Here is a 13,440-nt window from a genome sequence, read left to right on the forward strand (position 1 = left end):
GCCGTTCTCCTTACGTCTCCTCGGGTCGCTGCCGACCGTCGGCTCGTGCGGTGCCGCAAAACGGGCACCGGCGGTTTACTTGTCTACCGGCACCGGGCACTGAACCGTGCCCGGCGGTTGCCGGATGCTCTCTGTACGGTCTTAGTTCTTGGAACCGGACCGGCCAGCAGGTTTGGGTGCTGCAGGCCGCGCTGCCGGCTTGGGCCGGGCGGCGGGCTTGGGTGCCGCGGGCTTGGCCTCTGTGGCGGGCGCCGCGGGCTTCGCCGGAACCGATGGCTTGGCCTCGGCCGCCGGCTTAGCCTGCGCGGCAGGCTTCACCTGGGCGGCAGGCTTCGCTTGGGCGGCAGGCTTCGCTTGGGCGGCAGGCTTTGCCTGGGCGGCCGGCTTGGCCTGGGCGGCAGGCTTGGCCTCGGCTTCCGGCTCGACCGCAGGCGTGGCCTCGACCTCAACCTCGGGCTCGGCCGCGGCCGCAACCGCAGCCTCGGCTTCCGGCTGCTCCGCGGGCTCGGCCTCGGGCACAACCTCAACCTCAACCGCAGGAGAGGCATCGGCCGGCGCAGGTGCTTGGGCGGTTTCCTCCGGCTGGTTTGCCATTGCGGCAAGGCCTTCCGGCATAAGGTCGCCCAGGCTCTGCGTCAGCGGGTCCTGGTCGGCGGAGGTGTCCACCTTCTGCTTCTTGGCCTCGTTCGTTGCCTTCGCGTCGGCCTTCTGCGCGGCCCGGCGGGCTTCCGCCTTGGCTTCGGCCTTGTTCTTGGTCGGGCCGATCACCATGACCATGTTGCGGCCGTCAATGCGGGGAGTCGATTCGATCACGCCGACCTCGGCGACGTCCTCGGCGAACTTCTGCAGAAGGCGGATGCCCATTTCGGGGCGCTGCTGTTCGCGGCCGCGGAACTGGATCATGGCCTTGACCTTGTCGCCGGCTGCGAGGAACCGCAGCGCGTGGCCGCGCTTGGTCTCGTAGTCGTGCTTGTCGATCTTCAGGCGGAACCGGATCTCCTTGAGCACAGTGTTCGTCTGGTTCTTGCGCGCCTCACGGGCCTTGACCGCAGCCTCGTACTTGTACTTGCCAAAATCCATAAGCTTGCACACCGGAGGCTTTGCCTGCGGTGCGACCTCAACCAGGTCAAGATCCGATTCCGTGGCCAGGCGCAGGGCATCCTCAATACGGACGATCCCAACCTGTTCGCCGTTCGGTCCGACTAACCGCACCTCGGGAACGCGGATACGATCATTGATTCTTGGCTCGCTAATGTGTGGCTCCTGTCACTAATATCGGCTGCCGCTTGCAATGAAAGAAGGCCCCCCATTGCAAACGCAATCGAAGGCCTCGAAGTGGCGGCAGGCGGAAACAAGCTAGGGTTCCACCGGCTGGCCCGGGCACCTCACGCGAGGGTTTCCGGCTACAGCCTGCCGACCTGGACCCGGCAGCTCTGGCTAGCCATACCGACGGGTGGGAGAGGACTCCGCTTGCAGATCGGATCCTGCTCCGCACGTGCTGTGAGGCACATAAGTAACGGGATCCAATTGGTCTGTGACAAGCTTACCAGTATGAGCAGCTCAGATAACAATCCGCAGACCGACGGCCACCGCCACAGCTTCGCGCCCGACGCCGGTCCTGCCTCCAGCCAGGAACAGGAAGTCCTGGGCCAGATGCGCGACATCGCCGAAGTACCGGCCGTGGAAGTCATCACCACCGCGGCAGTCCATCTGATGAGCGCCGCCGCGGTTAAGTGCGGCCTGGCCGCCGGAGACGACGCCGAAGAGCTCAAGGACCTGGACGAAGCCCGCAAGCTGATCACCGCCTTGGCGGGGTTCGTCACCGCTGCCGCGCCGGAAATCGGCAGCCAGCATGCCGGCCCGTTGCGCGATGGCCTCCGGTCCCTGCAGCTCGCCTTCCGCGAAGCATCGGTCATCCAGGACGATCCGGGCAAGGGCCCGGGCGAGAAGTTCACGGGTCCGGTCAACTGACCGGCCCGGGCTCCCAGAACTGAACAAGGACGACGCCGGTGCCACGCACCGGCGTCGTCCTTTGTCTTTGCGCTTCTGGTTGCGGCGTTCGCCGGCGGGGTTCAGCGGGTGAACTTCAGCTCCAGCGAATCAACCCGTTCGGCAAACTCTTGCCGGGACTGGAGCCGCTGTTGGATCCGTCCCGCCAGGGCGCCCAACTCCTCGCGCCCCAGCCCGTCCCGCACCTGCAGGACCAGGCGCAGCTCCGGGCCGTGGCCTCCGCCGGCCACCACGGCTCCATCTGCCGCCCGAACCGCGATCCCGGTCCCGGGCTCCACGAACGAGGCCATGACCGCCTCCTCGCCGCCCGTGGCCTCGGCCACCCACTCCAAGAGCGCCGGATCGCGGTAGGAGGGCACCCACTCGTGCTGTTTGGCCAACGCCCACACTGCCGGCCGCCGGACAACGAACGTCAGGGCGGCGCCCGGATCCATAACCATCAGTTCGGCGTCTTCGGACACGGCCGCCAAGGCCGCCCGCGGCGCCTCCACGGCGACCGGCCGGGCCTGGGGATGCCAGGCTTCCAGGGCGGCCGTGTTACTGAACACCGGCAGCGCCCGGCGCCCATCCGGCGCCTGCAACGTCACCACGGCCATGTCGGCCTGTTTATCCGCTGTCAGGCCGTGGCTGCCCTCGGCCTCTTCTCCCAGCGTCGCCACGATGGGCACGAAAACGCGGGCGTTCGCCAGGGCAGCCACTACTTCCGCTTCGCCGCCGGTTCCGGCGGCAAGCCATTGCAGCGCCGCCTCGTAGCCGGGATCCGCGCTGCCGTCATCGTGGTCGAACTGGTGGAGCGGGTTTCCTTCACCGCTCAGGTCCCGTCCGGCCCAGCTTTGGCCGGCCGAGTCCCCCGCCCCGCCGGCTCCCGCCAGCGCGGCGGCGATATGGGCGGGCAGTTGCTTCTTGCCCATGCTGGTCCCTCAGCGCCGTCCCGCAACATCGAGGGCTTCGGGCAGCGTGAACTTGCCCGCGTACAGTGCCTTGCCCACAATCGCTCCCTCGACTCCGGCCGGAACCAGGTCGCGCAGCGTCCGCAGGTCATCCAGGCTGGAGATCCCGCCCGAGGCAACCACCGGCTTGTCGGTCCGCTCGCACATCTGCCGGAGCAGATCCACGTTGGGTCCGCGCAGCGTCCCGTCCTTGGTCACATCGGTGACCACGTACCTCGAGCAGCCGGCGTCTTCGAGGCGGGCCAGCACCTCCCAGAGGTCGCCGCCATCCTGCGTCCAGCCGCGGGCCGCGAGCGTGGTGCCGCGGACATCGAGGCCGACGGCGATGGCGTCACCGTGCCGGGCAATGGCGCGTGCTGTCCATTTCGGGTTTTCCAGCGCGGCGGTGCCCAGGTTGACACGCGCGGCCCCGAATTCAAGCGCGCGCTCCAATGACGCGTCGTCGCGGATGCCGCCGGACAGCTCCACCTTGATTTTCAGCTCGTCGGCGACGCGGCGCAGCACTTCCGTATTGTTGCCCCGGCCGAACGCCGCATCGAGGTCCACCAAGTGCACCCATTCCGCCCCGTCGTTCTGCCACGCCAGCGCAGCCTCCAGCGGATCCCCGTAGCCGGTCTCGCTGCCGGCTTCGCCTTGGACCAGCCGGACGGCCTGGCCGTCGGCAACGTCGACCGCGGGCAAAAGTTCAAGGATGGAGGTTTGGTTCGTCATGGTTCTTCCGCTTTCTGCGCGCCGTCAGCGGGCGCGGGATGGGTGTGGTTACTCGGCCGGTCCGAGGGTGAGCAAGTAGGCAGCCAGCAGCGACAGGCCGGCCAGGATCCAGAAGACGATCACCAACCACTTGGGCAGCCGCTGCTGCCGGAACGAGATGGCGCCGCCGGCCAGCAGCCCGGCCAGGCCCATCAGGAGGATGCTGCCCATGGCTACCTCAGCGTCTTCAACCAGTTGCGCAGCAGCTCCGCGCCGGCGTCTCCGGACTTTTCCGGATGGAACTGGGTAGCACTCAGCGGACCGTTTTCAACGGCCGCTATGAACGGGGCGCCGTGCGTGGACCAGGTCACCAGCGGCGGCGTCATCGCGGGTTGGGTGACGTCGAAGTTCCAGTGCTGCACACCGTAGGAGTGCACAAAGTAGAAGCGCTCCTCTTCGATCCCGGCAAACAGCCGGCTGCCCTCCGCGGCGTCCACGGTGTTCCACCCCATGTGGGGCACGACCTCCGCCGGCAGCGCTTCCACGGTTCCCGGCCATTCCCCGACGCCCTGCGTGCGGACGCCATGTTCCACGCCTTCTTCGAACATGACCTGCAGGCCAACGCAGATTCCCAGCACGGGCCGGCCGCCGGCCACCCGGCGTCCGATCCAGCGAAGCGCGTCCACGGACTTGAGCCCCTGCATGACCGTGGCGAAGGCGCCGACGCCGGGAACCAGCAGGCCGTCTGCGTCGAGGACGTCGTCGGAGGCATGGCTCAGCGTGACGTCGGCACCCACGTGCTCCAGCGCGCGGACTGCCGAGCGGACGTTCCCGGAACCGTAGTCCAGTACGGTGACCTTGGGCGCAGCCGTCACAGGGCTCCCTTCGTCGAGGGAATGCCCTCGACACGTGGATCGGCTTCGACGGCGGCGCGGAGTGCCCGGGCGAAGGCCTTGAACTGGGCCTCGACGATGTGGTGGGGGTCCCTGCCGCCCAGCACGCGCATGTGCAGGCAGATCTGGGCGTGCAGTGTGATCGATTCGAACACGTGGCGGGTCAGCGATCCGGTGAAATGTCCGCCGATCAAGTGGTACTCCTGGCCTGCCGGTTCTCCCGTGTGCACCAGGTAGGGCCGGCCGGAGATGTCCACGACGGCGTGGGCCAGCGCCTCGTCCAGGGGCACCGTGGCTTCGCCGAAACGGCGGATCCCGGCTTTGTTGCCCAGCGCTTCCTTCAGGGCGTCGCCGATGGTGATGGCGACATCTTCGACGGTGTGGTGCGCGTCGATGTGCGTGTCCCCGCTGGCCTTCACGGTCAGGTCGACGAGCGAGTGCTTCGCCAGGGCGGTGAGCATGTGGTCGTAGAACGGCACGGTGGTGCTGATCTCGGAACGGCCGGTGCCGTCGAGGTCCAGTTCAACCAGCACGGACGACTCGCTGGTGATGCGTTCGAGGCGTGCGGTACGTCCGGTGGTGGTTTCCACGGTCATGGGAGTCCTTTGACGAATTGGTCGACCGGCACGAGCCGGTTCGCTCTTACTAGTTTAGGAGACGGGGCTCGCCACGAGGGCCTTGATGCCGTTGAGGAAGGCTGTGGTCTCGGCCTCAGTGCCGGCGGTTACCCGCAGATGGCCCGGGATCCCGACGTCGCGGATCAGCACGCCGGCTTCCAGCAGTCCCTGCCACACCGAGCGGGGGTCCTCCAGCCCGCCGAAAAACACGAAGTTTGAGTCGGACGGCGCCGGGTCGAGTCCCAGCTCGGCCAGCCCGTCGACAATGCGGTCCCGTTGCGCCTTGATGTCTTCGACGTTGGCCAGCAGCGCATCGGCATGGTCCAACGCGGCCAGGGCCGTTGCCTGCGTAACGGCGGAGAGGTGGTAGGGCAGGCGGACCAGTCGCAGCGCATCGGTAATCTGCGGTGCGGCGGCGAGGTACCCGACCCTGGCGCCTGCCAGCGCGAAGGCCTTGCTCATGGTGCGGGAAACGATGAGCCGCTCCCGCCCCGGCAACAGTGTCAGCGCGCTCGGCGTTCCGGCGTGGGCGAACTCGGCGTAGGCCTCGTCCACGATCACGATGGCCTTGGAGGCTTCCCCCGCTTCATACGCCGCCTCCACGACCTCAAGGCCCAGGGCGGTGCCCGTCGGGTTGTTCGGGGAGCAAAGAACGACCACGTTTGCCGCGGAGCCGGCCACAGCGGCGGCGGCAGCGTCCGGGGACAACGTGAAGTCTGCCCCCCGCGGAACGGCCACATAATCCGTGTCCGTCCCGCTGGCCAGCAGCGGGTACATGGAATAGGTGGGCGGGAAGCTCAGCAGGGTGCGGCCGGGGCCGCCGAAGGCCTGGAGGATTTGCTGCAGGACCTCGTTCGATCCGTTGGCGGCCCAAATGTTCTCTGCGGTGAGGCCGTGCCCCAAGTAGCGGGCCAGCGCCGTCCTCAGCTTCGTGAACTCGCGATCCGGATACCGGTTCAGACCCGCGGCAGCCTCGCTGACGGCCGAGACGATGGCCTGACGGACAGCATCGGGCAGGCCATGGGTGTTTTCGTTGACGTTCAGGAGGACGGGAACCTCCAGCTGGGGCGCACCATAGGGCTCCAGGCCCCGGAGATTTTCCCGCAACGGCAGGCGGTTCAGGCGTTCTAACTGCTCACTCACCGGTCCAGTTTAAGCTTCGGCCCGCCCGGGGCAGGAATCGGGCGGGCCGAAGCAGCTCATATTACGGCTGCCTCAGCGCGCGGACGGGACCAGCAGCTGCTGCCCGGCGTGGACGATGTCCCCCTGCAGGCCGTTCAATTGCGCGATCTCGAAAATGACATCGTGGGGGTTGCGGTCCGGCGCGGACTGCACTGCTATGTCCCACAGTGACTGGCCGCTGCCGACCGTGACGGTCGCCGCCGGCCCCGGCCCCAGCCCCCCGGCGGCGGCCATTGCCGGAGCAGTGAAGAAACCGATCAGGGTCAGGGCTGCGGCCGCGGCGAGCATCAGCGGCAGGCCGATCAGCAACAAACGGCCGCGGCGGGTCAGCCGCAGGCCTGTGCTGGTACGAAGGCCAGCGGGCTGCGGTGCGAGCTGGGCGGACATGGTGCCACCTTTCCGATATTCGATCTATTTCGGCTGGTTTCGATCGTCTTGCAACGGTATTCGAACGTATCTTCGAATACGTCTTCTACAGTTTTAGCACTGGTGATCGAACATTGTCGAGACTCAGTCGAACAAATGTTTGAAATTCGCTACCGCCTCGCCTAGCGTTGTAAGCGTCGGGCGGCAGTAAGAGCAGTGCATCAGCCGCCACCGACAAAACAGTTGAGACAACAGTCCATGTGCGGTTCCGCTACGGCGCCGGCGCAGGGACCACTACGGGGAGACCGGGGCCGGACATGTCGGAAGAGACCACCACCACTGCCGGAGCGAAGCGACGCGGCCGGCCCGTCAAAGTGGGGCGCAGCCTGACGCCGAGGCAGAAGAAGATCCTGGAAACCATCCAGCGCTCCGTTATGTCACACGGATACCCTCCGTCCATGCGCGAGATCGGTGACACGGTCGGTCTGGCAAGCCTGTCCAGCGTCACGCACCAGTTGGCCCAACTGGAGAAGATGGGCTACATCAGGCGCGACCCCAAGCGTCCCCGTGCCATGGAAATCCTGACCCCGCTGACACTCGAGCACGGGGGTGTGGAAATCGTCGGAGTCGATGAACCGCAACAGCTGCGCAGCTCCAGCGGCGTCGCCGTATCCGAGCTGACCACGTCATCCGACACGGCGATGGTGCCGCTGGTGGGAAGGATCGCAGCGGGCGGGCCGATCCTGGCGGACCAGGCGGTCGAGGACGTCATGCCCCTGCCGCGGCAACTGGTGGGACACGGCGAGTTGTTCATGCTCAGGGTCTCGGGCGATTCCATGATCGATGCGGCCATCTGTGACGGCGACTGGGTCGTGGTCCGCCAGCAGCACACGGCCGAGAACGGCGACATCGTGGCGGCGCTGCTCGACGACGAAGCAACGGTCAAGACCTTCCGGCAGCGCGACGGCCACACCTGGCTGTTGCCGCAGAATACCCAGTACGAACCGATTCTTGGCGACCACGCAACCATCATGGGCAAGGTTGTCTCGGTGATGCGGGCCCTCTGACGCGCCCGGTCTCCCCGGTCCGCGCTGCAGCCACCCCGGGATCCCCTGCCCGCACGGGCGGTCCCCGCGCAGGGCCCCGCTCGCTCCGGAACGGGCGTGCCCCCAACCCGTTCAGGCTGAGGCCGTAGCCAGCCTTTCCAAGACCTGGCGGGCCGTGGCGCCGTCCTTGGTACTCCAGAAGGGCGGCAGGGCGCTGCGGAGGAAACTCCCGTAGCGCGCCGTCGCCAGCCGTGAGTCCAACACGGCCACCACTCCACGGTCGTTTGACGCGCGGATCAGCCTCCCGGCTCCCTGGGCCAGCCGCACGGCCGCATGGGTCGCCGAGACCGTCATGAAACCGTTTCCCCCGGACTGCGCCACGGACCGGGTTCGGGCAGTCGTGAGCGGGTCATCCGGCCGGGGGAACGGAATCCGGTCGATGACCACGAGCCGGCACGCGGAACCGGGAACGTCGACGCCCTGCCAGAGCGTCATGGTGCCGAACAGGCAGGTGTCGGGCTCTTCGGCGAATTGGCGGACCAGCGCGCCCATCGACGATTCGCCCTGGCACAGGATGGTCAGGTCGGTGCGCCCGCGCATCTCGGCCGCGGCTTCTTCTGCCGCACGCCGCGAGGAGAACAGGCCCAGGGCGCCGCCGCGCGAGGCCAGCAGCAGCTCCTCGAGTTCATCGAGCTGTTCCGGGCTGGTGCCCCGGCCCGGCTTCGGCAGATGCGACGCCACGTAGAGCACGCCCTGCCTGGGGTAATCGAAGGGGCTGCCCACGTCCACGCTGGAATAGGCGGGCGCGCCGGCTCCGAGCAGTCCGAGCGACCCGGCGACGGCATCGAAGGTCCCCCCGACCGACAACGTCGCCGATGTCAGCACAACGGTATGTTCGTCGAACAAGCCCTCACGCAGCCGGGACGCCACCGAGAGCGGCGCTATGTTCAACGTTGCCGGCTGGTCGTCATTGGCGGCGTAGTCGCCGGCCTCGCCATAGGTGCTGGGACGGGTCGCCCAGATGACCTCCCGGGAGTCCGGAGCGGACAGCAGCCGTTCGGCCAGTTCCAGCACGGCCGCGAGCCGTGAGCGCGCCATCTGCCGTCCGCCGTCCGCTGCCCCCGCACCCTCGGGCTTCGAGTCGGAGAGCGCCGCGCGGGCCGCTTCCCGTACCTGCGCAAGAACCAGCTCATGCTCCTCGCGGAGGCCGGCCGCCAGCAGGCCGGTGGGCACCGACTGCAGGACGTCCTCCAGCGCATCGGCGGCGGAGTTCAAAGGCTCCACGCTGATCCCCGTGTGTTTGCGTGCCGTCGAGGCGGCGGTACGCACCATGGCGGCGGAGAGTTGCCCCGCGACGGCGCTGGTGACGCGGTCCTGCAGCTCATGGGCCTCGTCGATGACCACCACGTCATAGTCCGGGAGTACCGCGACGCCCTCGAAGGCGTTGATGGCCAGCATGGCATGGTTCGTGATCACGATGTCTGCCTCCGCCGCGCGGCCCCGTGCCAGTTCGCTGAAGCACTCGGCGGCCAGGGGACACTTCTGGGCGCCCAGGCACTCCATGGAGCCGACGGAGACCTGTCGCCAGGCCCGGTCGCTGACACCGGGCACCAGTTCATCCCGATCCCCGGTGTCGGTCTCCTGCGCCCACTCGCGCAGGCGCACGACTTCCTTGCCCAGCGCGCCCGAGGCGCCGGAAGCCGACGCTGCGCCGGCCGGAGCAGGATGCGGAACCGCGTCCTCGCCGAGGCTGAACAGCGCCGCCGGCGCGTCCTCGTCCGGAAAGCCGCCCGCGAGCTTGTGCAGGCAGAGGTAATTGTTCCTGCCCTTGAGCAAAGCGACGTCCAGCGGCCTGGGCAGCTCGTCGGCGACGGCCTCCAACAGCCGGGGCAGGTCCCGCTTGACGATCTGCGATTGCAGCGCCAACGTTGCCGTGGAGACGATCGCCGGCTTCTCCCCCTCCAGCGCCTGGACCATGAGCGGCACCAAGTAGGCCAGCGACTTGCCGGTGCCTGTGCCCGCCTGCACCAGCAGGTGTTGCCGGCGCTCGAAGGCCTCGGCCACTTTCGCCGCCATCTCGTGCTGGCCGGCACGGTGCTGCCCGCCCATCTCCTGTACGGCGACGTCAAGCAGCCGCAGCGCCTCACCGGCGGGAACCTGGAGGTCAGTCATGCCGGAGGAACTGTTCCAGCTCCGATGCCAGACCCTCGCGCACCATCACGTCGAGCCGCGTGCCGTCCCCGCCATGCTCCATGGAGAGGATCTCGGCGTCTTCATTGTGCAGGCGGCTAATCACTTCGCCGCGGTCGTAGGGCACCAGCAGCTGCAGCTTCACACTGGGCCGCGGGATTGTCTCGCTGACGAGCCGAAGCAGCTCATCAATGCCCTGCCCGGTCCGCGCCGAGACCACGACGTGCCGCGGTTCACGCTGGCGCAGTCGCTCGACCACGAACGGATCGGCGGCATCGGCCTTGTTCAAGACGACGATTTCCGGAATGTGCCGTGCTTCGATTTCGGTCAGCACCTCGCGCACCGCGGCGATCTGGCCCTCCGGGTCGGGATGCGAGACGTCGACGACGTGCAGGATGACGTCGGCGTCGGCAACCTCCTCCAGGGTGGAGCGGAAGGCTTCCACCAGCTGCGTCGGCAACGACCGGACGAAACCTACCGTGTCGGCGAGCGTGTAACCGATACCGTCCGGTGTTTCCGCCCGGCGGACGGTCGGATCCAAGGTGGCGAAGAGCGCGTTCTCGACCAGCACACCCGCATCGGTCAGGCGGTTGAGCAGCGACGACTTGCCGGCATTGGTGTAGCCGGCGATTGCCACCGACGGCACGGCATTGCGGCGGCGGTTGGCGCGCTTGGTTTCCCGTGCGGGCTTCATGCCGGTGATCTCCCGGCGCAGCTTCGCCATCCGGGTACGGATGCGCCGGCGGTCCAGCTCGATCTTCGTCTCACCGGGCCCGCGGGAACCAATGCCGCCGCCGGCCGCCCCCACCCGGCCGCCGGCCTGCCGGGACATGGACTCGCCCCAGCCTCGGAGCCTGGGCAGCAGATACTCAAGCTGGGCCAGCTCTACCTGGGCCTTGCCTTCGCGGCTCTTGGCATGCTGAGCGAAAATATCCAGGATGAGCGCGGTGCGGTCAATGACCTTGACCTTCACGATGTCTTCCAAACCGCGGCGCTGCGACGGCGAAAGCTCGCCGTCGACAATGACCGTGTCGGCGCCGGTGGACATCACAATGTCGCGCAGTTCCTGGGCCTTGCCGGAGCCCAGGAAAGTCCCCGGATCCGGCTTCAACCGGCGCTGGACAATACCGTCCAGCACCTCGGAGCCGGCTGTCTCGGCCAGCGCTGCCAGCTCCCGCAAGGAATTGTCGGCGTCGTCGGCCGTGCCTTCGGTCCAGAGACCGGCGAGGACAACGCGCTCCAGGCGCAGCTGCCGGTACTCAACCTCGGTGACGTCCTCAAGCTCGGTGGACAGGCCGGCTACGCGCCGCAGGGCGCGGCGTTCCGCGAGGTCCTGCTGGTCGCCGTCGAATTCGGAATGCTCGGCATCAAGTTCGGAGAGTGCCTGGGCTCTGCCGCCGACGCCCTGTTTGCCGCGCGCGGCGGTGTCGCGGGCCAGGATACGGTCGATGACCGCCTGGATTTCGTCAGGCGTCATTTCCGGTTCCGGTGTCGGCTGGGGGTGGTTGGTGGTCATGCTCTCCTTCGAAATGTCCGTGGTCTTATCGTAGTCCTCCGGGATGCGGCCGGCAGAGCCCGAAGATGCAGTTTGTGGATGATTCGCCAAAAGTCCTCCTGGCATGGGCCCGGGCGCTGCCGGGCGGGAAAGGCGGGGCTGCCGCCCGGCCGGGCGGCAGGGCAAGCAGCGGGTGCCGGGGGCCGCCGCAGCCCTTGCGGCGGCTGCGGCACCGGATCAGAAGGGACTCGAGTGAGCCTTCGGGAACGGTGATTGCCCGGCGGCCGGGGAGGTCAAGGCCTCAACCATCGGCACGCGCTGTCCGGCTACGAACGGGGACAGCAGGTTACGGCGCAATCACAGGTTTTTCATGCCTCCCACGGTATCAGAGCCGACGTTGCTTAGGTGGGCCTAGATACCGATTCCGCGGTCGGCGCACTAATCTGGCCGATTATGGGAACAGAGCACTACTTCAGCGCGCAACCAGGCAATCCCGAGGTTCGCCGCACCCTCACCGTCGAGCTGGATGGCCACATGCGGCAGCTGCAAACAGCCGGAGGCATCTTCAGCCCGGACGGCCTCGACAAGGGCACGGCGGTGCTTCTGGACGAGGTCCCGCCGCCTGCTCCGGAAGGCAACCTGCTCGATGTCGGCTGCGGGTGGGGACCGCTCGCGCTCACCATGGGGCTGAAGTCCCCCGGTGCCACGGTGCTGGCCGTAGATGTCAATGAACGCAGCATCGCCCTGACCAACGACAACGCCGCGTCGCTGGGGCTGGCCAATGTCCGTGCCTGCCGCCCGGAAGACGTTGACCCGGCCCTGCAGTTCCACACCATCTGGTCCAATCCTCCGATTCGGATCGGCAAGAGCGAGCTTCACGCACTGTTGCTGATGTGGCTGCCCCGCCTCGCACCGGGGGGCACCGCCTGGCTGGTCGTCCAGAAGAACCTGGGATCGGACTCGCTGCAGCGCTGGCTCGCGGCCGAACTGCCGTCAGACTACGCGGTCAGCCGTGAAAGCACCGCAAAGACGTTCCGGGTGCTCTGCGTGCGGCGGGCCGGTTGAGCCGCTTCGGTCAGGCCACCACGCCTCGGGACACGAGCACGGCGGGGCCGCTCAGCTCCACGTGTTCCCGTCCGTCGGCCGCAGGGATGAACCGGACCCGGACAACGCCGCCCGGCACGCCGACCTGCCAGTCGTCGGGTGCGCCCGCACCCGCCCAGTAGCGGATGGCGGCGGCGGCAGCGCAGGCGCCGGTCCCGCAGGACTGGGTCTCCCCTACCCCGCGCTCGTGCACGCGCATGCTGATGTGCCCGGCGCCGTCGGCGACGAGGGGTTCCGCCGGCACGACAAATTCAACATTCGTTCCGTTCTCCGGGACCGGGTCCACCGCCGGCGCGTGGAACAACTCGGTGGCGGCCAGTTCTTCGAGCCCGGCGAGGGCGACCACGGTGTGCGGGTTCCCCAGACTCACCGACAGTGCCGGCCGCGGCACCTGGAGGCCGCCTGCGCTGACCGTCGAATCCATCGCCCTGGCGGCAGCCTCCGCCGGGTAGATGAACTCCCACGGCCCCATGTCCACGGCGTAGCCGTTGGCTGACCGGCTGACCGTTTTGGTTCCCGCCCGGGTTCCGATGGTCAGCGACTCACCGGCCGGCAGCTGGACGAGTCCTTCGGCCAGCAGAAAGTGCACGAAGACGCGGACCCCGTTGCCGCACATTTCCGAGGTCGAGCCGTCGGCGTTGTAGTAGTCCATGAACCACTCGGCCTCCGGCGCGCTCTCCAGCAGCTCGCGGCCCTCGGGAAGGTGCCGGGACCGGACCGCACGGATGAGCCCGTCGGCGCCGATGCCGAGGTGGCGGTGGCAGAGGCCGGCGACCGCCTCGGCCCCGAGGCGCTTGGCCCCGTCGGGATCGGCAATGAGCACAAAGTCGTTGCCGGTGCCGTGTCCCTTGGCAAAGGGCAGCCCGGCGAGGGCCGACAGATGATCAGGCATGGGGT

At 67.9% G+C, this 13,440-nt stretch carries 14 protein-coding genes; 3 read left to right on the forward strand and 11 right to left on the reverse strand.

The features are described from left to right. Nucleotides 1-141: 141 nt before the first annotated feature. The gene (gene infC / locus AC5RTY_RS12540; protein ID WP_494139626.1) at nt 142-1,212 is read right to left on the reverse strand and encodes a translation initiation factor IF-3; all 1,071 of its coding nucleotides are present in this window, start codon (nt 1,210-1,212) and stop codon (nt 142-144) included. Nucleotides 1,213-1,551: 339 nt separating this feature from the next. Between infC and AC5RTY_RS12545 the strand changes: the two genes are divergently transcribed. Continuing rightward, nucleotides 1,552-1,971 carry a DUF1844 domain-containing protein gene (locus tag AC5RTY_RS12545; protein ID WP_494002384.1) on the forward strand — a complete coding sequence of 140 codons (420 nt, stop codon included), beginning with the start codon at nt 1,552-1,554 and terminating at the stop codon, nt 1,969-1,971. Nucleotides 1,972-2,072: 101 nt separating this feature from the next. Here AC5RTY_RS12545 and AC5RTY_RS12550 read toward each other — a convergent pair whose 3' ends face one another. The 7 genes from AC5RTY_RS12550 to AC5RTY_RS12580 all read right to left on the reverse strand — a co-directional run bounded on the left by AC5RTY_RS12550 (nt 2,073) and on the right by AC5RTY_RS12580 (nt 6,729). Continuing rightward, nucleotides 2,073-2,921 carry an SseB family protein gene (locus AC5RTY_RS12550; protein WP_494002385.1) on the reverse strand — a complete coding sequence of 283 codons (849 nt, stop codon included), beginning with the start codon at nt 2,919-2,921 and terminating at the stop codon, nt 2,073-2,075. A 9-nt stretch (nt 2,922-2,930) separates the two neighbouring features. Beyond that, on the reverse strand, nt 2,931-3,671 hold the full coding sequence (gene priA / locus AC5RTY_RS12555; RefSeq protein ID WP_494139627.1) for a bifunctional 1-(5-phosphoribosyl)-5-((5-phosphoribosylamino)methylideneamino)imidazole-4-carboxamide isomerase/phosphoribosylanthranilate isomerase PriA: 741 nt from the start codon (nt 3,669-3,671) through the stop codon (nt 2,931-2,933). 48 nt (nt 3,672-3,719) lie between these two features. Next, nucleotides 3,720-3,881 (reverse strand): hypothetical protein, encoded by a 162-nt coding sequence (locus AC5RTY_RS12560; RefSeq protein WP_494002387.1) that lies wholly within the window; start codon nt 3,879-3,881, stop codon nt 3,720-3,722. Between the two features lie 2 nt (nt 3,882-3,883). Beyond that, the gene (hisH, locus tag AC5RTY_RS12565; protein WP_494023829.1) at nt 3,884-4,525 is read right to left on the reverse strand and encodes an imidazole glycerol phosphate synthase subunit HisH; all 642 of its coding nucleotides are present in this window, start codon (nt 4,523-4,525) and stop codon (nt 3,884-3,886) included. Then, nucleotides 4,522-5,139 (reverse strand): imidazoleglycerol-phosphate dehydratase HisB, encoded by a 618-nt coding sequence (gene hisB / locus AC5RTY_RS12570; RefSeq protein WP_494002389.1) that lies wholly within the window; start codon nt 5,137-5,139, stop codon nt 4,522-4,524. The genes hisH and hisB overlap by 4 nt, the downstream gene beginning before the upstream one ends. Before the next feature lie 54 nt (nt 5,140-5,193). Further along, nucleotides 5,194-6,303, reverse strand: coding sequence for a histidinol-phosphate transaminase (locus AC5RTY_RS12575; protein WP_494014161.1), 1,110 nt, complete (start codon nt 6,301-6,303; stop codon nt 5,194-5,196). A gap of 72 nt (nt 6,304-6,375) precedes the next feature. Further along, entirely contained in the window at nt 6,376-6,729 is a 354-nt protein-coding gene (locus tag AC5RTY_RS12580; protein ID WP_494014162.1) for a LysM peptidoglycan-binding domain-containing protein, read from the reverse strand. Nucleotides 6,730-7,025: 296 nt separating this feature from the next. On the opposite strand from AC5RTY_RS12580, the gene lexA reads away from it, so the two are divergent. Beyond that, nucleotides 7,026-7,775, forward strand: coding sequence for a transcriptional repressor LexA (gene lexA, locus AC5RTY_RS12585; RefSeq protein WP_493977762.1), 750 nt, complete (start codon nt 7,026-7,028; stop codon nt 7,773-7,775). 111 nt (nt 7,776-7,886) lie between these two features. Here lexA and AC5RTY_RS12590 read toward each other — a convergent pair whose 3' ends face one another. Next, nucleotides 7,887-9,926: an ATP-dependent DNA helicase gene (locus tag AC5RTY_RS12590; RefSeq protein WP_494026346.1), complete on the reverse strand. Its 2,040-nt coding sequence runs from the start codon at nt 9,924-9,926 to the stop codon at nt 7,887-7,889. After that, nucleotides 9,919-11,460, reverse strand: coding sequence for a GTPase HflX (gene hflX / locus AC5RTY_RS12595; protein WP_494002393.1), 1,542 nt, complete (start codon nt 11,458-11,460; stop codon nt 9,919-9,921). Before hflX ends, AC5RTY_RS12590 begins: the two co-directional genes overlap by 8 nt. Nucleotides 11,461-11,892: 432 nt before the next feature. Here hflX and AC5RTY_RS12600 point away from each other — a divergent pair, with 432 nt between their 5' ends. Next, entirely contained in the window at nt 11,893-12,504 is a 612-nt protein-coding gene (locus tag AC5RTY_RS12600) for a class I SAM-dependent methyltransferase (RefSeq protein WP_494026347.1), read from the forward strand. Between the two features lie 10 nt (nt 12,505-12,514). Here AC5RTY_RS12600 and dapF read toward each other — a convergent pair whose 3' ends face one another. Next, nucleotides 12,515-13,435 carry a diaminopimelate epimerase gene (gene dapF / locus AC5RTY_RS12605; protein WP_494002534.1) on the reverse strand — a complete coding sequence of 307 codons (921 nt, stop codon included), beginning with the start codon at nt 13,433-13,435 and terminating at the stop codon, nt 12,515-12,517. Nucleotides 13,436-13,440 lie beyond the last annotated feature (5 nt).

The organism is Arthrobacter sp. Y3224055 (genome assembly GCF_059090825.1).

What these genes read in the sequence shown, in the direction of transcription:
- AC5RTY_RS12545 (WP_494002384.1), top strand. Translation starts at nt 1,552, where the DNA reads ATGAGCAGCTCAGATAACAATCCGCAGACCGACGGCCACCGCCACAGC.
- AC5RTY_RS12550 (WP_494002385.1), bottom strand. Translation starts at nt 2,921, where the DNA reads ATGGGCAAGAAGCAACTGCCCGCCCATATCGCCGCCGCGCTGGCGGGA.
- priA (WP_494139627.1), bottom strand. Translation starts at nt 3,671, where the DNA reads ATGACGAACCAAACCTCCATCCTTGAACTTTTGCCCGCGGTCGACGTT.
- AC5RTY_RS12560 (WP_494002387.1), bottom strand. Translation starts at nt 3,881, where the DNA reads ATGGGCAGCATCCTCCTGATGGGCCTGGCCGGGCTGCTGGCCGGCGGC.
- hisB (WP_494002389.1), bottom strand. Translation starts at nt 5,139, where the DNA reads ATGACCGTGGAAACCACCACCGGACGTACCGCACGCCTCGAACGCATC.
- AC5RTY_RS12580 (WP_494014162.1), bottom strand. Translation starts at nt 6,729, where the DNA reads ATGTCCGCCCAGCTCGCACCGCAGCCCGCTGGCCTTCGTACCAGCACA.
- lexA (WP_493977762.1), top strand. Translation starts at nt 7,026, where the DNA reads ATGTCGGAAGAGACCACCACCACTGCCGGAGCGAAGCGACGCGGCCGG.
- AC5RTY_RS12590 (WP_494026346.1), bottom strand. Translation starts at nt 9,926, where the DNA reads ATGACTGACCTCCAGGTTCCCGCCGGTGAGGCGCTGCGGCTGCTTGAC.
- hflX (WP_494002393.1), bottom strand. Translation starts at nt 11,460, where the DNA reads ATGACCACCAACCACCCCCAGCCGACACCGGAACCGGAAATGACGCCT.
- AC5RTY_RS12600 (WP_494026347.1), top strand. Translation starts at nt 11,893, where the DNA reads ATGGGAACAGAGCACTACTTCAGCGCGCAACCAGGCAATCCCGAGGTT.
- dapF (WP_494002534.1), bottom strand. Translation starts at nt 13,435, where the DNA reads ATGCCTGATCATCTGTCGGCCCTCGCCGGGCTGCCCTTTGCCAAGGGA.